Below are 17,835 nucleotides of genomic sequence, written 5' to 3' on the forward strand. Positions count from 1 at the left end.
TATTATAAAAAAAGGGAGAAAATTTTATTCTAAATATTTTGTTATATATTTTCTCCCGTCTGAAAGTTTGAGAGTGTCCCCGATTGTGTCTAAAAAAATTTCGAAAAAAGCGGTGGTTAGAAATAAAATAAAAAGAAGAATCAGGGTGTTGGCAAAAGATGAAAAAGGACTCTTTGCAATTATTGCAAAAGAAGATGTTTCACAAATAAATTTTAAAGAGCTTATATATGATTTTAAAAAAGCTATTAATAAAATCAATTGATTTGTATCAGTTGTTTATAAGTCCGATGCTTGGTAATAACTGCAGATATTATCCCAGTTGCTCAGAATATAGTAAGATTCAGTTTGAATTGAATAATCCCCTTAAAGCTTTTATTGTTTCTATTAAAAGAATTTTAACCTGTAATCAGCTTTTTAAAGGCGGAATCGATTATCCTGTAATTGAATTGAATCTAAAAAACATTAAATATAAAAAACTTCCTGTAAAATACTGGTTAATTCCTCTAAAAAAAAATAAATATTATGTGATAAAGGCAGAAGTATGAATAAACCCAATATGAAAAATATTATAATTGCAACATTGATTTCATTTATTTTTTTTGCTGTTTATGAATATTTTGTTATTGAACCGCAGGTTCAAAAACAGAGTGCACAACAGAACAAAAGTGTTAATATACACACAGTTACAAAAACAAAAATAAATAAAGTCAGTGAAAAAAACATAAAAATAATAGCAAAAATAATTGCTAAAAATTATGAAATCAAAATCGATTCACTCGGAAGAATCGCCTCTTTCAAATTGGAACAAAAAAAATTTTCAAAAAACGGTAAAAAGCTGGAACTTGTTTCAAATGTAAAACCTCTTGAGATAAGGTTTGATGATGCCAAAATAAATGAAGCTGCTTTTAAAACAGATTACATATCTGATAAAAAGTTAATTAAACTTAAAGACAAAGCAACAATAACTTTAACTCAAAAACTGCCGACTCTAACGGTAAAAAAAATAATTACGTTTTATAAAGACGGCCATTATGATTTAAAGATTGAGTTATCAAAAAATGTTGATTATTTTATCACCCCGGGAAGCAGGCCTTCAGCCGCAGTCGATAAACTGACGGTTCACGGTGCGTTAATCAAAAAAAGCGATGGTACGCTTGATATAATCAAAGACGGAGATGCTGAAAATAAAACATATGATAATGCAATTGTCATAGCGGGGTTTGACAGATATTACACAACTCTTTTCTTTTCAAAAAAACCTCTGAAAGCAATTGTTTATCCGAATAAAGAAAATAATCCCCTGATTTTTATAAACACGGATAAAAATATTGAATTAACCGGATATATTGGCCCAAAATATGTGGACACACTTACCGGAATTAATAAAGAACTTATTGATGTTGTTCAATACGGAGTGGGAACATTTTTTGCGAGAAATCTGTTTATATTGCTTGACTGGCTGCATAAAATAGTGATAAACTGGGGTATTGCCATTATTTTCCTTGTTATTATTGTGAGAATTGTTTTATTTCCTCTTACTTTTAAGGGAATGATAAGTATGTATAAACTTAAAGAACTTGCCCCTAAAATGAAAGAATTGCAACAAAAATATAAAAAAGACCCTCAAAAACTTCAACAACATATGATGAAACTTTATAAAGAGCATGGGGCAAACCCTTTAGGAGGGTGTTTGCCTTTAGTACTTCAAATACCTATTTTTTACGGTATTTACAAACTTCTTTTATATTCCATTGAATTAAAAGGGGCGTCATTTTTATGGATACATGATTTAAGTTCAATGGACCCTTATTTTATTTTGCCTGTTTTAATGGGGGTTAGTATGTATCTGCATCAAAGGCTGACACCTACCAATTTCCAGGATCCTATGCAGGAGAAAATATTTAAATTTCTGCCTCTTGTGTTTACTTTTATGATGGCAACATTTCCGGCAGGTTTGGTTCTTTATTGGACAACGAACAATATTCTTTCAATTTTGCAACAATATATAATAAATAAATTAATGGAGAAAAAAAGTGCGCATAGAAGCTAAAACTCTTGAAGAAGCCTATTTAAAGGCGAGTGAAACATTTAACTGCTCTGTTACCGAGCTTAATATAAAAATACTTCAGTATCCTTCGAAAGGTTTTTTGGGTTTTTTTTCCAAAACCGCTGTAATTGAGGTGGAAGAACCTGAAAAAAATATAGAGGAGGTTATTGGAGAGATAAAAAAAAGTTTAATAAATTTATTTAATAATTCCTGTTTTAATATTGACACAATAGATGTTTATAAAATAAACGATGAAACAGTGGGAATAAAAATAGACGGTCCCGACGCTGCTTTGCTGATAGGTAAAGAAGGATATAGATATAACGCCTTAAATTATATGCTCTATAGCTGGATTAATCAAAAATACGGATTTAAAGTAAGACTTGAAATTGCAGAGTTTTTAAAAACACAAACCGAAATGCTTAAAAACTATTTAGCTCCTTTTATTGAAAAAGTAAAAATCAGAGGATACGGAAAAACCAAACCGTTTGACGGAATTTTGGCTTTTTTGGCGCTTGAAATATTAAGAAAAGAATTTCCTGAAAAATATGTCGCCCTCAAAGAAAGAAACAGGGAAAAATATATTGTAATAGGCGAAAGACATGAACACTATAGCGGCAATAGCAACTCCTAACGGGGTAGGCGCTATTTCGATACTCAGAATATCAGGAGAGGGGGCTTTAAGTATTGCTAAAAAACTGATAAAAAAAGAATTAACCCCCAGAATCGCCACCTTGGCAAAAGTATACGATTTAAAAAACAATCTCATAGATATAGCCCTTGTAATTTATTTTAAAGCCCCACATTCATTTACAGGGGAAGATGTAATTGAATTTCAATGCCACGGGGGATATGTGGTAAGCAGACTTATATTGGAAGAAGTTTTAAAAGCAGGTGCCAGATTGGCAAATCCGGGAGAATTTAGCAAAAGGGCTTTTTTAAACGGGAAAATTGATGCAACCCAGGCTGAAGCTATAGCCAAATTAATTGAAACAAGAAGTGTTGAGGGGGCGAGGGTTCTTTCACGTCAGTTAGAAGGCGAACTTAAAGAATTTGTGGAGGATATCAGAAACAGGCTTGTGGAAATTATGGCTTATTCTGAGGTGTTTATAGATTATGCCGAAGAGGATTTGCCTGAAAGTCTTGGAGGAGAGATTAGAAAAAAACTAAATGAAATAAAAAATGTTCTGGAAAAAACACTTGAAGCGAGCCAGAGACGCCAAGGTGTCATTAACGGATATAAAGTGTCAATTGTCGGTAAACCAAATGTAGGTAAAAGCTCTATTTTAAATGCTCTTTTAAATAAAAACAGGGCGATAGTAAGCTCCCTCGCAGGGACTACGCGCGATACAATTGAAGAAGATATACAAATAGGTTCACATTTAATTAAAATCATAGACACTGCCGGAATAAGGGTTGCCAAAGACGAAATAGAAAAAATAGGTGTTGAGAGGAGTAAAAAAGCAATTAACGAAAGCGATATTATTTTGGGTGTTTTTGAAGCCAATAATTTCAATAAAGAAGATGAAAAAATATTTGATTTAATTAAAAATTCAAAAAAAGAGGCTATTATAGTGATAAACAAAGTTGATCTGGGTATAAATATAGATTTAAACAGGTTTAAAAACTTTGAAATTGTAAAAATTTCAGCAAAAAAAGATATAAATGAATTAATTGAAGCCATAAAAAAACTTTTGGACAATAAAGAGGGTGAAAATGAGCATATACTCACATCTTTAAGGCAAATTGAAATGATAAAAAAATCACTCAAAGCAATAAATGAAGCGGAAGAATTTTTAGATACCGGCGAACTTGAGCTTTTCAGTTATAATATCCAGGATGCCATAAAAGCTGTAAGTGAAATAACAAGACCTTTTGAATATGACGAAATGCTTGATAAAATGTTTGGAAGTTTTTGTGTCGGAAAATAAATCAAAGGAGAAAAAATGACAATAATTGAACTTAAAAAAATGATGATTAAAGCAAAAAAAGAAGATAAAACAAAAGCCAATGCATTAATGATGCTTGTAGACACTGCCCAAAAACTTGCAAAATCAAAAAATGAAGAGATAAGTGAAAAACATATAATTGAAGCTGCCAGGAAACTTGCCAAAATGGCAAAAGAAAGTATCGATGCAGGAATGGAAGAAGCCAAAAAAGAACTTTCAATATACGAGGAATTTTTGCCTAAAATGTTAAGTGAAGAAGAGAGCAAAAAAATTATAGAAGAAATTATTAATGAAATAGGCGGAAAAAATATAGGCGAAATTATGAAAAGATTAAAACAAAGAGGGGATATAGATTTAGGCTTAGCCAATAAAATCATCAAATCTATTTAATAGGTATAGGTTTATTTATATCCTCTTCCAATTTTTCATGCTGACGTTTTAATTTTGAAAAATATTCTGAAACAGGTGTAAAGTAAGAGCTGAGTTTGTTTATGGCGCTTTGTGCTCCGTAAACCAAAACTTCATCGTTTTCTTTTAAACATTCTATTTCGCTTGGATGATACCACTCACCGTTTCTGAATATATATAAAACCCTTAAATCTTTAAATTTTTTAATATATCCTTCTTTTTTTAGTTCTGCATTTTTGTTTATTTTTCCAAAAAACAGATATTTGTTGTTTGGGAGTTTTATAGGAGCTCCGCTTTCAAGCAGTTCAACAATTTCTTCTTTTTCAATTTCAGAAGGATTTAGCTGTAATAAGTCCTGATAGCAAAACAGTATATTTTTTAATGTTTTTATTTGATAAAAAATAGAATAATTTTTATTTAATAACTGTGCTTCATACAAGCTTATGTATTTTACATTAAATACAGAACATATTAATTTATGTGTAATAGAAGAAAAAAATACTGCTAAAATAGTAGCAGGCAACAGTGAATATCCACCAGCCATTTCAACCACTATTACTATTGCGGCAAGTGGTGTTCTTGCCGCCGCTCCAAAAACAGCCGCCATTGCAATAACACTGAAAATTGCACTTGTATTGTGAAAAATTATGGCCAGGAATGTTCCAAGTGTAGCACCTATAAATAATGTAGGTGCAAATACACCACCGGAACCGCCGGAACCGATAGTTAAGGAAAAAGCCAATATTTTACCAGCAAATAATATTATTAAAATTTTTTCAGTAAAATTTCCGTTTATCGCCTGTTGAATCCATCCATATCCACCCCCTAAAACCTGGGGTATGTAAATTCCTATTACTCCTACAAATAATGCTCCGAGCGCAGGTTTAAAATGAGGTTTTATAGGTAAGTTTCTAAAAAAATCTCTTGTATAATAAAATATATTCGGCAGTATTACCGATACTATTCCGCTTATAATTCCAAGAAGAATAATTTCTATATAGGTTTTAATATCCGTTATCTGCAAATTGGAAGGCATTGTGAAAATAGGCTGCCATCCGAAAATATAACCGGAAAATATATAAGCTATTAAAGGCCCGAAAAAAACAAACAACAGTTCTCTTGTTTCATATTCCAGTTCGCTGTAAAGAACTTCTATTGAAAATATTGCCGTTCCCATAGGAGCTTTAAATACTGCAGAAAGTCCCGCAGCCATTCCAATAATCGCAAAAAGTCTTCTTTTTTCAATAGAAGCATGTCTAATATTGGCATAAATGGAACCTATACCCGCGCTAAAAAGTGCTGTAGGACCTTCTCTTCCGGCTGCTCCACCTGTTCCTATGGTTATAGCTGAGGCGATAATTTTAATAGGTGTTACAATAGGCCGCAAATATCCACCAGCCCTATGGTAAGCTCTGATAACAGTGTCTGTTCCATGTCCTTCTGCTTCGGGTGCAAATGTGTAGACTAAAAATCCTGAAATCAATCCCCCTGTTACAATTACAATAATCAAATTTACAGGACTAAAAGGATGATTAATATGCGAGCTGATTATATTTATGGTGTCTGCGGGAATATAACCGGCAATATAACCCAGTGTAAATTTGCTTATTAAATCCAGTAAAAAAATAAATATACTTGCGCAAATTGTCCCTATAAGCCCTATAACAAAGGTGTCTAAAAGTAAAATTAAATATTTTTTAATTTGATTTTGAGTATTCATAATGTTATTTTAGCATATTCAATATAAGAATGTTACTTATATGAGAAATTTCCAGTAACGATTTGCTGTGTTCTTTGCATAGTTCATCAGTTTCATTTATCATATGCTTGTATTCTTCTTTTTTTATTTCTAAAAAACTATTTATTGATTTATTAATTTTGTTTTCATTAAAGCCGGTTTTTAAAATTTCTTCGTTAAATGTTATTACAAAATATTCTATCATTGATTCTATTTCTTCTTTTAAATTTTTTTCTATTCTGCTTTTTGGCTTTATGTGCTTTATGCTGTGTAATAATTTGTTTATTTGGAATTTTTTTATTGTAATTTCAAAAAGTTTCAAAATATTTTCCAGTTTAAAAGAATATTTATGGTTAAAATAAATAATTGCCGGAAGAAATTTAAACAGTTCTTTCCATTCAAGAAAAATACCTATATTTTTTTTATTTTTAAAATTTTTATACTTTTTTGAAAAAATATTTTTAAGTTTTTCTTTGTATGTGATAAGCATCAAAGGCTTGATATTTTCGTTTTCTAATTCTTTAATAAGCCATCTGGAGGCAAATTTTATCGTTTCCTCCAACTCTATAAGCATATCGTATATTTTTTGATATTCGATTTGAAAATTAAGGGAATATATTTCTTCCCTTATGCTGTTTGCATTAATTAAATCGTTTAATATTATATAGGCTGTAATTTTATAAGGAAATTCTTTTTCTTTGAAATTATTTATAAAAGAAATGCCGTAATTGTTTATTATTTCATTAGTTATTTGTGTTGCTATGATTTGATTTTTTAGCAAATGTGAATTTACATATTCGCTGTAAGAGCTGTAAACAGAAGACGGAAAATAGTGTTTTAAAAATGTAGAAGCATATTTGCATTTATAAAAATTTTTTAAAATATAATTTTTTAAGAAAATTTTTGAATATAATAACAATATAGCCAAAACCGGCTTAATTACCCTGTTTTTATAAAAAATTATTTCTATTTCAGAGTTTTTGGGGATAGAAAAATTTTCTCGTTTAAATATTTCGATATGCTTTTCCAATGTTTCTATTATATTTATTAATTTTTCTTTATATATTTTTATTTCATCAAGACTGATTCTTAAAGGCTGTAAATAATTGTTTTTTAAGACTTTGTTTACAACTTCTTCTGTAAGATTTATTAATATTTCATTTTTTTCTTTTTTGGAAATTATATTTTTTTCCACCAAATCGTTTAATAAAATTTTCAGATTTACTTCATAATCACTTATATTTACCCCTGCAGAATTGTCAATACTGTCAAGATGTATTTTGCCCCCGTTTAAAGCGTATTCATATCTGGCTTTTAAAGTCATAGCCAAATTTGCACCTTCACAAATAACTTTTGCCTTTATTTCATCAGCATTAATTCTTATATTTTCATTTTGTTTGTCACTGATATAGATATTGTTTTCTTCGCTTGATTTTATGTAAGTTCCTATTCCTCCGAAATAGAGCATATCGACGTTTGCTTTTAAAAGATATTTTATTAATTCTTCACTTGATAAATAATTTTCGTTTATAGAAAACACCTTTTTCATTTCCGGGGAAATTTTAATTTTTTTTAAACCTTTTTTAAAAACACCCCCGCCTTTTGAAATTAAATTTTTATTATATTCATCCCAGTTTTTTCCCTCTAAAAAAAGTCTTTTTCTTTCGTTATATGAAATTTTTGAATCAGGGGTCGGGTCGATAAAAATTTCATTATGAGAAATAGCCGCAAGAAGTAGGAAGTTTTTATTAAGAAGCATTCCGTTGCCGAATACGTCACCTCTCATACTGCCTATTCCCACTACACTTATTTCATCTTTTAAAACATTTTTGCCCAATTCCAAAAAATGTCTTCCGGCTGAGGTAAGTGCACCTTTTGCTGTAATGCCAAGTTTTTTATGTGAATATCCGTTTTTGCCTCCGCTTGCAAAGGCATCTTTTAAATTAAAATTTCTTTTTAGCGATATTTCATTTGCAATATCACTCATATTGGCCGTACCTCTGTCAGCCGCCACTACGAAATAATTGTCCGTTTCATCATATTTAATTAAATTTGTTGTATCCGCGGTGTCTACTAAATCAAGCAGTGCATCTATAAAAAGTGTATAAATTTTTTTAAATTCAGTTTTTGTCGGATTAAAAAAAATATAAAATCCACCTTTTGCCCCGTCAGGGACAATAATTGCGTTTTTTGCAACTTGCGCTTTCATTAAATCTTTGATTTCTTCCCTGAAATCCTCCCTGTTTGAATATCTTATCCCCCCTCGTGAAATTTTACTCATTCTTAAATGGATTCCGTTAAATTGTTCGTGATAAACAAAACTTTCAATATTGGGTTGAACAGAAAACAGATAAGGTTTTAATTTGGAAGTGTCAATTTTAAAAGAAATTGTTTTTTTATTAAGAAAATAATTTGTCCGAAGTATATTTTTTATAATTAAATAAAATATTTTTAAAATTTTATATTCACTTAATTCATTGACGGTGTTTAATTTTTCTTCAAGTCTGTTCTCAAGATATGAATAATCATCTTTTTTTGAAAATTTTTGAAGAAAATAATTGATAACCGATTCCACCACATCAGAATTTTTAATAAAAGTTTTAATAATTGCACTTTCATTAAATTCATAAAAAAGCTGTTTTTGATATTTTAAAACAGCTCTTAATAAAGCGATTTTTCTTAAATCAAACCCGACCCATGCAAAATAATATAATTTACAGTTGTAAGTTATTTGTTTGTTAATAGCTTTTTTTATAATATCAAAGAAAATTTTTTTATATTTTTCAAAAAAATCCTGATGTGTTATATTAATCTTTAAAATCAGGGTATCGTTATTTTCTTTTACATTGACAATTTCAATATTGAAATTATCAAGAAGCTTTGAAAGAAAAGTTATTGAAGTGTTTAAATTTTTGGATATTAACAGTTCATTTTTTAATTTATCAAATTTTATCACATTTTTTCTCTTTCGAAAAGAAGAATTATCTGGAATATAAAACTCTTCTTCTTTTCCTCTTCATTTTAAATTTACCCTTTGCCATTAACCCTCCTTTTTAAGAAGTGTTAAACTTGTAAATTATAACAAAAAATTATTAGCTTTTTATAAATAAGGCGCTCATATATCCGACAACCTGGCTTTCATCGCCGCTTACATCGGCGCTTGTCCTGTAATCTACAATAAAAGGTGTTAATTTTTCTTCCCTTGCTGCTTCAATAATGGCTGCTATACCTATTTTACCACAGGCTTCACATTTTTCAAGTTCCAATAAATCCAAATCATTAACGGCCTGCAAACAGTGTGAATCAAGTGCATTTGCCGTTTTTATATCATAATAATGACTTAAATCGCTTGAAATTACAATTAAAGAATTCTCATCAATTGCGAATTCTATTATTTCTTTTAATTTATTTGGCGAATAGTTTCCGTAAATTAATTCAACTACAGGAATTTCCCCAAAATAATGATAAATAAAAGGCATTTGAACTTCTGTCGAATGTTCTACATGGACATATTCAAGATTAGCTACATCAAATTTTTCCATAAGTTCAATTGAAAAATTCTTATCTATAGGCAGTATGCCGCAAGGGGTTTCATATGATTCTTCCAATGTTACACTTATTCCTTCAATCGGAAATTTGTGGCTCGGGCCTATTACCAGGATTCTTTTAGGCTTGGTGTTGCTTGCGATTCTATAAGCAAAATTTGCGCTAAATCCGCTGTAAACCCATCCTGCATGCGGAACTATTATAGCTTTTGGTTTTAAGGAAAATATCTCTTTTGCTTTAATTTTATCCACATTTTCATCTATAATTTTATTAAAATGGTTTATATAACCCTCAATTCCTTCGCATGTCACTCCATACCATTCTTTTACTACCGCATTTCTCATAATCACTCCTTTTAATTTTGACTTTTATCACCCCGCCGCTTTTCAAGCGGCCGGGCAAACTCACAATTCACTATTCACTACTTACTATTTATTTCCATATTCCTTCGATAATTTCACCACATTTCGGACAGTGTCCGATTCCATTTTCATCTATTTTTAAAATATTTTTTTCAATTTTGTAAATACTTCTTACAATAAGCTCTTCGCCGCATTTTGGACAGTATGTAATTACAGGCATTGCCACATTACCGAGATATACATATTTTAACCCCGCTTTTTTACCTATTTCATAGGCTTTAAGCATTGTTTCAATAGGAGTAGGGCCTTTGTCTTGGACTTTGTAATCCGGATGGAATCTTGTAATATGCCAGGGAATTTCCACTCCAACTCCGGCAATAAACTCGGCGATTTGTGTTAATTCTTTTTCGCTGTCATTGTCTCCCGGGACTATTAAAGTGGTAATCTCCTGCCAAATTCCGACATCTTTTAATCTTTTGATTGTATCGAGTACATAATCAAGATCGCCTTTTAAAACTTTTTTGTAATAATCTTTTTTAAAACTTTTTAAATCTACATTACATGCATCCACCCAGCTTTTCATATCTTCTATTTCATACACACTTTCAAAACCGTTTGTAACAAAAATATTTTTAAGTCCCTTTTCTTTTGCCAATATACCCACATCTCTTGCATACGGATAAAAAACACTCGGTTCATTATATGTATACGCAATAGAATTGCATTTATATTCAATAGCAAGATTTACCATTTCCTGCGGTGATACGTAAATTTTATCATTTACTTTACTTGTATGGGCAATTTGCCAGTTTTGACAAAACGGGCATTTAAAATTACATCCCACTGTTCCGAAACTTAAAACCGCACTTCCCGGTAAAAAATGAAAAAGCGGTTTTTTCTCAACCGGGTCTACATTTACAGAGGACGGATGCCCGTATACTAAATTTACAAGTTCTCCGTTTTTATTCATATTTATGCCGCAGATTCCAACCTGGCCTTCTTTTAAAATGCAGTGATGTCTGCATAAAAGACATTTTATTTTAGTATTATCTATTTTTTCAAAAAATTTCAATTTCCCCTCCTTAATTTAAGATTAATATATTATATCAAAAAATAGGGGAAAAGTAAAGAAATTTTAGTCTTATTTACTCAACTATTTTGTAATTAATCTTTTTATATGGGCAATTTTTCCCTTTGCTTGCAAAATTTTCGGTATTTATTTCAAATTCGCCTTTTTCAAGGGTAATGTAATCATTTATTTGTATATTAAATAATTTTGCAGGATTAGTGGATATTAAATTTGTGACAGTCTCCTTTTTTAAAGGAAGAGAATAGACAAGCTGGGTAAAAATATCAAGTTTGCTTATTCCGTATTCCGCTTCCTCAATGGGAAGGTCTTTATTGTTTGCAGCGATATGATTTGAAGATATAAAATCTATTATCCCTTTTTCACATGCTTTTAAAAGGGCGTTTTTATCTTCTTCGCTTCTGAGGGGCGGAAAAGTCTTATATACGGTGTTGAATTCTTTTAACATTTCGTCCGTAAAATATAAATTGTCTATTGCCACGTCTATATAAATATTTTTGTTTTTATTTTTTAATATTTCAAGCGATTCTTTTGCTGTTATTGACAAAAACACTATTTTAGCGTCAAAATGACGGGAAAGTTCGTATATTTTAGCGACTTCCGCACTTTCCGCATAATTCGGGATTCCGCTTATACCAAGGGAATATGCTGTTTCACTGTCATTCATAATACCGCTGAGGGACTTGCTGTTACAGTTTACAAAAACAGGTATATCCAGAAATTGTGCATATTCAAAGACTCTTTTTATTAAATTCATATCCTCATCCGAATTTATATAAATTGCACTTGCACCCCTTTTTTTTAGAATTGAAATGTTAGAAAGTCTGTTTTCATGTATTCCCTCAATAGCTATCAAAAGATTAAAATCGGATTCATGTGCCCTTTTTAAATTATAAGCCAAATGAAGTTTGTCAAAAATAGGCTTGTGGGAAGGTATCATCACTGCCGCCGTTATCCCGCCGTTTTTTGCCGCAAAAGAGAGTCTGCTTACACTTTCGGAATTTTTTATGTTGATATCTATTGCTTTTGGGACCTTTATTTTCATTTATGTCCTTTTTTAATTATAATTTTACTAAAAAAAGGCAATATTTATGAAAAATAAATATTTGGAAATTTTAAAAAAGAGTTATTATCACCTTAATGAAAAAGATTTAAAAAAATTTGAAGAAATAATGGGTGAAGATGGTCTTGGAAAATGCAGGGCGAAATTTCATCTTTGGGGATTTTTGTTCGGATGGTTTTATCTGCTGTACAGAAAAGCACTTAACGAAGCTTTCGGAGTGTTGGTTGTCAGTTTAATGGTGGGATATGTTTCCCCTGTGGGTGTTATAATTGTAAATTCGCTGCTGGGCGGTTTTTGTTATTATTATTTATATCTGAACAAATTGGACAGGGATATACAAAACTGTGGGGGCATTCATAATCCTGATATTGAATGTGTAAAGAAAAAAGCCAAACCTAATATCTGGTATGTTGTCGCGGCTGTTGCGGTTATTTTAATATTGGTATGGCCAATTGCTTTTTCATTAATTACAGGACATAATATTAGTGAGTAGTGAGTGGTGAGTGGTGAGTAGGCAGGATTGGCGGGTAATTTGATATAATTTCGTAAAAAAGGCTTATTATGAAAAAAGTTTTAATAATCGGAAGCGGGGGAAGAGAATATGCCATCGGTTATCATTTAAAAAACGAAGCTGAAATCTTTTATGCACCTGGAAATGGGGCGACCGAGGATTTTGCCACAAATATAGATATAAAAGATTTTAATGAACTTGCTGATTTTGCAAAAAACAATAATATTGATTTGACTATAGTGGGGCCTGAAGATCCTTTGGTAAAAGGAATTGTCGATGTTTTTAAATCCCAAGGTCTTAGTGTTTTCGGGCCTAGCAAAGAAGCGGCAAGACTGGAAGGCAGCAAAGTGTATATGAAAAATTTTTTAAAAAAATACAATATTCCCACCGCTAAATATATTGAAACAGATGATAAAGACAAGGCTTATGAATTTATAGATTCAATGCAAAAAACACCGATTGTTGTAAAAGCGGACGGGCTTTGTGCCGGTAAAGGTGTAATTATCGCCAATAGCAAAAACGAAGCAAAAAAAACAGTGGAGGAAATGCTGAGCGGTAAAGCATTTGGGGAAGCGGGTAAAAAAGTCATAATTGAAGAATTTTTAGACGGCTTTGAACTTAGCATGTTTGCGATATGCGACGGGGAAGATTTTGTTTTGCTTCCGGCCGCACAGGATCATAAAAGACTTCTTGACGGAGATAAGGGGCCTAATACAGGCGGTATGGGAGCGTATGCGCCTACCCCTCTTGCCACGGAGGATATATATGAAAAAGTAAAAACAAAAATCATAAAGCCTACACTTGAAGGAATGAAAAATGAAGGCGCACCTTTTGAAGGTGTTTTGTTTACAGGACTTATGATAGTGGATAATGAACCTTATGTTCTTGAATATAATGTAAGATTCGGAGATCCTGAATGTGAGGAACTTATGCCTTTAATTGATAGCTCACTTTATGATATGTTTTATAACGGGGCGACCAAGCAGCTTGATAAAATTGATGTAAAAATAAAAGATACGGTTGCTGTGGGGGTTGTATGTGCAAGTAAAAATTATCCTTATTCAAGAAGCGAGCCTGCCGAAATTACGATAGATAAATTAAACGGGTGTAACGGGTATATAGCCTTTGCCGGAGTTAAAAAAATGAATGGGAAACTTTATGCAACCGGCGGAAGAGTGTTAGTATGTGTCGGGTTTGGAAAAAATGTTCAAAAAGCAAGGGATGAAGCATATAAAATAGTTGAAAAAGTTCATTTTGAAGGTAAAAAATACAGAAGTGACATTGCTTATCAGGCAATAGGAAAATAGATGCTTGGGGAAAAACTCAAAAGGGAAGAGCGGGAAACAGCTTCGATTTGGCAAAGAGCCATTTCCATGAGCATAGATGACTTTTTAATAAGTTTTTTGGTTATTTTGGCCTTTTATGACAGATTTGCCAATGTGAAAACATATGAGGAAATGGTTTTATTAATTGATTCTCTTTTTGTTTATATTTTTTTGGCATATACACTTTATCATTGGATTTTTATTGCACTTTACGGTAAAACAATAGGGAAAATGCTCGTGAAAATAGAAATAATAGATGTAGATTCATTTGACAAACCCAGTTTTTTAAGGGCGTTTATAAGAAGCGTGATGAGAAATTTTGATGAAATGTTTTTTTATTTAGGAATGATTTATGCTGTTTTTGACCCATACAACAGGGCAATTCATGATATTGTAGGAAAATGTGTTGCTGTTAAGAGTAATTAGTTTTTTAATTGTACCTTTTGTTGTATTTGCCTTAAAAATATATTCAACAGATGTAATTGAAAAAAAAGGGAACTATTTTCTTCAAAATCCGCTTATTATATATAAAAACAATATTTTTTTACAGGCTAAAAACGGGGTAATAGAAAAAAATCATATAATAAAACTTTTTGGCAACGTAACTGTTTTTTATCAAAATCAGGATGTTTTGCTTGGCGATTCATTGCTGGCTTATTCAAAAGAAAAAATCACAATAAAAAATATTTTCTTTTATGACAAAAATATAGACGGCTGGGTCAGATCAAATAAAGCCGATTCCAAAAAAAATATATTATATTTCAATAGCCCTTATTTTTCCACATGCTGCAGTGATAAGCCGGACTGGTTTATAAAGGCAAGCAGCGGAAATTATAACAGACTCTCAAAATTATTAAAACTTAAAAATATTGTATTGGTTGTCCACAATGTACCTGTGTTTTATTTCCCTTATTGGCAGGTTAGTTTTAACAAAAAAAGAAGAAGCGGTCTTTTAAGGCCGTATATAGGATATTCAAACAAAGAAGGCTTATTATACTCTCAACCAATTTATTTTGTAACATCACTAAATTCCGATTTGGAAATAATACCTACTGTGCGTACCCAAAGGGGAAAAGGGGTTTATTCTGTTTTTAGGTTTGTTGATTCGCCTTATTCAGAGGGTAAAATAAAATTCGGTTTATTCAGCGACAAAAACAGTTATTATGAAAAAAACAATCTGGCACATAAAAAACATTATGGTTATTCATTGTATTATAAAAGAGATAAACTTTTTGGTGAAGACAAGCTGTATCTTGATTTGAAATATGCAAATGATGTTGATTATTTCTATTTAGATGCTTACAATTACAGATTTGACACTTCTTATCTGACGGATAAAATAATAACTTCTTATTTGAATTATATAAGAGCGTTAAATAAAAATTATTACGGTATGTATTTTAAATATTTTATAGACACCTCACTTCTCAGTAACTCTGCAACCTGGCAGATTCTGCCGCAGATTAATTATCACCGTTTTTTGGAAAAAAGAGGGGTGTTTTTAGATTCACTTGATTTTAATATTTATAATTATTACAGAGCTAAAGGCTCTAATTTTATTTTTTCCGATATTAATTTGCCGGTTTCATTTTATAAAAGTCTGTTTAATGATTATATGAAATTCAAGCTTACAGAAAATTTATATTCTGGATACGGAAAATATTATCAGAAAAATAATCTGGGGGTTTCTAAATATCTGTATTTAACGACCCAGCTTAAATTTTTTACTTCTTTGGCAAAAAGTTATAATAATTTTTATCATATTATAAATCCTTCTTTTTCCATAAATATAAAAAATTATTCACATAAAGAAATCTATTCGGATTTGATAAATGTCCCCAAAATGAAAAATTATCTGCTTTTCAGCCTGTTTCAAATTTTTGAATTTAATAATTTAAACATTGATCATACATTAAATGAAATTTATTATCTTGATGATAGGAAATTTGCCGATTTGGAAAATATTTTAAATTTTTATTATTTAAATTATTATATTAATGAAAACAATAAGTATTCTGTGGATGAGGGGAAAATAGATTATAATAATATAAAATTTGGTTATAATAATGGTAAAATTGATTATTTTATATCGCATCTATATCAAAGGGATAATTTAAAATCCGTTACACTTGGAGGCGGATATAAACCAAATATATATAAAAGATATTATTTTGAATATTCGTTTGATTTAAACGAAAAATATATAAAATACTGGATGTTGGGGGTTAGTATGAATAAAAAATGTTATAAATATGAAATAAGCTTTAAACAAGACAGGGTTCCTGTGCTGGAAACAAGTGGAACAAATTACAGAAAAGACAATATAATTAATCTGTCGGTGGAATTTTATCCGATAGGCGGCGTAAATCAATCATTTATTTTTAAAGGAAACAAATGAAAACAGAAACCAAGGTGGGAATATTTGTTTTTTTGGGAATTTTGTCGATACTCTATCTGACGTTTCAGGTAAAATCCCTTCAGGATTTTAATCAGAAAGGTTATACTCTTTATGCTTATATTAATGATGCAAGCGGGCTTGAAAAAAAAGCAAAAGTAAAATTAAGAGGCGTTGAAATAGGTAAAGTAGAAGATTTAAAACTTAATAATTCTTTAGTGAAATTAAAACTTATAATAAAGCAAGGGGTTAAAATACCAAAAGGAAGCATGGTTACCCTGGCTCAGGATAATATGCTCGGCGGAAAATATGTAAAAATAATCCCTTCTAAAAATCATATTTACTATTCAAAAAACGAAACAATAAAAAAATATTTAAATGCGGCTTCTTTAGATGATTTGATGAATAATGTCAACAGTGCCGTCGATGATGTAAAAGTATTGATCAAAAAATTAAATAAAACTCTCGATAAAAACACTATAAATAATTTTCACCAGATTTTGGCAAATATAAAAGACGCTTCTGTTGATTTGAAATCGGTTATAAAAAATGCAAATAAAAAAATACCGAGTCTGCTTGATAACGCAAATGAATTGATTGCCACTTATAAAGACATAGGGATAAAAATAAACAAAAAAATTCCCGATATTATAAATAAGTCGGACACACTTCTTGCTAAACTCAATAAAACAGGCGATACCCTTAATTCCAAATTAGGCCCCACCATTGACGAATATAAAAAATTAGGGGTTAATGCCAATTCTATTCTTAACGATAATAAAAAAAGTATAAAAACAGCGATAGCTTCGGCTAAAGATTTTTTTGTAAGCGGGGGTGAAAGCTTTAAAAAAATTGACAAACTTCTTTCAAGTGCGACAAAATCCCAAATTGAAGTTGAATTTAACAATAAATTTCTTTCACGTGATAGTTATTCAAAATCTTACGCACAGATTGCTTATTTGCCGACTCCGACAAAATATTATATTCTGGGTGTGACTTCCTCAAAAGATTATTCCAATCTGGATAATATAAATAAAAACCATATTAAAAATAAATCATATATTACTGCCGAATATGGAAAAAGATTTGATAATCTCTTAATAAGAGGCGGTATTATAGAAAGCACGGGAGGAATCGGAGCCGATTATTTCTTAGACCATGACAAAGTAATTTTAAGTTCCGAAATATATGATTTTAACGCCGTAAACGATATAAGGGGCACTAACCCTCATTTAAATTTAGCAGCCAAATATATATATCTAAAACATCTTGAATTTTTAGGCGGATTTGAAAATATTTTAAATTCGCGTGCTGCTTCACTGTTTTTGGGTCTTGGTATAAGGTTCAGAGACAATGATTTAAAAAGTATAATTTCAGGGGGTGCAACATCATTTCTGAAATAAA

At 30.7% G+C, this 17,835-nt stretch carries 16 protein-coding genes; 11 read left to right on the forward strand and 5 right to left on the reverse strand.

The window, feature by feature from the left end; genetic code table 11:
* The first annotated feature begins 4 nt into the window (after positions 1–4).
* Genes rnpA through DZ65_RS0107725 form a run of 6 tightly spaced genes read left to right on the forward strand, consistent with a single transcriptional unit; the run spans position 5 to position 4,386 of the window.
* Complete coding sequence (gene rnpA, locus DZ65_RS10595) at positions 5–262, forward strand: ribonuclease P protein component (protein ID WP_236617401.1); 258 nt, start codon at positions 5–7, stop codon at positions 260–262.
* The gene (gene yidD, locus DZ65_RS0107705) at positions 228–545 is read left to right on the forward strand and encodes a membrane protein insertion efficiency factor YidD (protein WP_035003207.1); all 318 of its coding nucleotides are present in this window, start codon (positions 228–230) and stop codon (positions 543–545) included. The genes rnpA and yidD overlap by 35 nt, the downstream gene beginning before the upstream one ends.
* Complete coding sequence (yidC, locus tag DZ65_RS0107710) at positions 542–2,050, forward strand: membrane protein insertase YidC (protein WP_024788056.1); 1,509 nt, start codon at positions 542–544, stop codon at positions 2,048–2,050. Before yidD ends, yidC begins: the two co-directional genes overlap by 4 nt.
* Positions 2,034–2,681, forward strand: a complete 648-nt coding sequence (locus DZ65_RS0107715; protein WP_024788057.1) for a Jag N-terminal domain-containing protein — start codon at positions 2,034–2,036, stop codon at positions 2,679–2,681. Before yidC ends, DZ65_RS0107715 begins: the two co-directional genes overlap by 17 nt.
* The gene (gene mnmE / locus DZ65_RS0107720) at positions 2,650–3,978 is read left to right on the forward strand and encodes a tRNA uridine-5-carboxymethylaminomethyl(34) synthesis GTPase MnmE (RefSeq protein ID WP_024788058.1); all 1,329 of its coding nucleotides are present in this window, start codon (positions 2,650–2,652) and stop codon (positions 3,976–3,978) included. The genes DZ65_RS0107715 and mnmE overlap by 32 nt, the downstream gene beginning before the upstream one ends.
* 15 nt (positions 3,979–3,993) lie before the next feature.
* Positions 3,994–4,386: a GatB/YqeY domain-containing protein gene (locus DZ65_RS0107725; RefSeq protein ID WP_024788059.1), complete on the forward strand. Its 393-nt coding sequence runs from the start codon at positions 3,994–3,996 to the stop codon at positions 4,384–4,386.
* Here DZ65_RS0107725 and DZ65_RS0107730 read toward each other — a convergent pair.
* From DZ65_RS0107730 to DZ65_RS0107750, 5 genes are all read right to left on the reverse strand, one after another.
* Positions 4,379–6,124 carry a chloride channel protein gene (locus tag DZ65_RS0107730; protein ID WP_024788060.1) on the reverse strand — a complete coding sequence of 582 codons (1,746 nt, stop codon included), beginning with the start codon at positions 6,122–6,124 and terminating at the stop codon, positions 4,379–4,381. The two genes, DZ65_RS0107725 and DZ65_RS0107730, sit on opposite strands and share 8 nt — an antisense overlap.
* A 4-nt stretch (positions 6,125–6,128) precedes the next feature.
* On the reverse strand, positions 6,129–9,098 hold the full coding sequence (locus DZ65_RS0107735; RefSeq protein WP_024788061.1) for an NAD-glutamate dehydrogenase domain-containing protein: 2,970 nt from the start codon (positions 9,096–9,098) through the stop codon (positions 6,129–6,131).
* A gap of 136 nt (positions 9,099–9,234) precedes the next feature.
* Positions 9,235–10,032, reverse strand: coding sequence for an AmmeMemoRadiSam system protein B (gene amrB, locus DZ65_RS0107740; RefSeq protein ID WP_024788062.1), 798 nt, complete (start codon positions 10,030–10,032; stop codon positions 9,235–9,237).
* 88 nt (positions 10,033–10,120) lie between these two features.
* Positions 10,121–11,122, reverse strand: a complete 1,002-nt coding sequence (gene amrS / locus DZ65_RS0107745) for an AmmeMemoRadiSam system radical SAM enzyme (RefSeq protein WP_024788063.1) — start codon at positions 11,120–11,122, stop codon at positions 10,121–10,123.
* Positions 11,123–11,195: 73 nt separating this feature from the next.
* Positions 11,196–12,182 (reverse strand): amidohydrolase family protein, encoded by a 987-nt coding sequence (locus tag DZ65_RS0107750; RefSeq protein WP_024788064.1) that lies wholly within the window; start codon positions 12,180–12,182, stop codon positions 11,196–11,198.
* 46 nt (positions 12,183–12,228) lie between these two features.
* Between DZ65_RS0107750 and DZ65_RS0107755 the strand changes: the two genes are divergently transcribed.
* The 5 genes from DZ65_RS0107755 to DZ65_RS0107775 all read left to right on the forward strand — a co-directional run bounded on the left by DZ65_RS0107755 (position 12,229) and on the right by DZ65_RS0107775 (position 17,834).
* Positions 12,229–12,693 (forward strand): DUF2628 domain-containing protein, encoded by a 465-nt coding sequence (locus DZ65_RS0107755; protein ID WP_024788065.1) that lies wholly within the window; start codon positions 12,229–12,231, stop codon positions 12,691–12,693.
* Positions 12,694–12,761: 68 nt separating this feature from the next.
* Positions 12,762–14,018 (forward strand): phosphoribosylamine--glycine ligase, encoded by a 1,257-nt coding sequence (purD, locus tag DZ65_RS0107760; RefSeq protein ID WP_024788066.1) that lies wholly within the window; start codon positions 12,762–12,764, stop codon positions 14,016–14,018.
* On the forward strand, positions 14,019–14,462 hold the full coding sequence (locus DZ65_RS0107765) for an RDD family protein (protein WP_024788067.1): 444 nt from the start codon (positions 14,019–14,021) through the stop codon (positions 14,460–14,462).
* The gene (locus DZ65_RS0107770) at positions 14,443–16,434 is read left to right on the forward strand and encodes an LPS-assembly protein LptD (protein ID WP_024790961.1); all 1,992 of its coding nucleotides are present in this window, start codon (positions 14,443–14,445) and stop codon (positions 16,432–16,434) included. Before DZ65_RS0107765 ends, DZ65_RS0107770 begins: the two co-directional genes overlap by 20 nt.
* Positions 16,431–17,834 (forward strand): MlaD family protein, encoded by a 1,404-nt coding sequence (locus DZ65_RS0107775; RefSeq protein WP_024788069.1) that lies wholly within the window; start codon positions 16,431–16,433, stop codon positions 17,832–17,834. Before DZ65_RS0107770 ends, DZ65_RS0107775 begins: the two co-directional genes overlap by 4 nt.
* Position 17,835: the final 1 nt, after the last annotated feature.

This window comes from Lebetimonas sp. JS032 (assembly GCF_000523315.1).
In the GTDB taxonomy this organism is placed as follows: Bacteria; Campylobacterota; Campylobacteria; order Campylobacterales; family Nautiliaceae; genus Lebetimonas.

Coding starts and splice junctions, on each gene's coding strand:
- yidD (WP_035003207.1), top strand. CDS start 228: ATGATTTTAAAAAAGCTATTAATAAAATCAATTGATTTGTATCAGTTG.
- yidC (WP_024788056.1), top strand. CDS start 542: ATGAATAAACCCAATATGAAAAATATTATAATTGCAACATTGATTTCA.
- mnmE (WP_024788058.1), top strand. CDS start 2,650: ATGAACACTATAGCGGCAATAGCAACTCCTAACGGGGTAGGCGCTATT.
- DZ65_RS0107725 (WP_024788059.1), top strand. CDS start 3,994: ATGACAATAATTGAACTTAAAAAAATGATGATTAAAGCAAAAAAAGAA.
- DZ65_RS0107730 (WP_024788060.1), bottom strand. CDS start 6,124: ATGAATACTCAAAATCAAATTAAAAAATATTTAATTTTACTTTTAGAC.
- amrB (WP_024788062.1), bottom strand. CDS start 10,032: ATGAGAAATGCGGTAGTAAAAGAATGGTATGGAGTGACATGCGAAGGA.
- DZ65_RS0107750 (WP_024788064.1), bottom strand. CDS start 12,182: ATGAAAATAAAGGTCCCAAAAGCAATAGATATCAACATAAAAAATTCC.
- DZ65_RS0107755 (WP_024788065.1), top strand. CDS start 12,229: ATGAAAAATAAATATTTGGAAATTTTAAAAAAGAGTTATTATCACCTT.
- purD (WP_024788066.1), top strand. CDS start 12,762: ATGAAAAAAGTTTTAATAATCGGAAGCGGGGGAAGAGAATATGCCATC.
- DZ65_RS0107765 (WP_024788067.1), top strand. CDS start 14,019: ATGCTTGGGGAAAAACTCAAAAGGGAAGAGCGGGAAACAGCTTCGATT.
- DZ65_RS0107775 (WP_024788069.1), top strand. CDS start 16,431: ATGAAAACAGAAACCAAGGTGGGAATATTTGTTTTTTTGGGAATTTTG.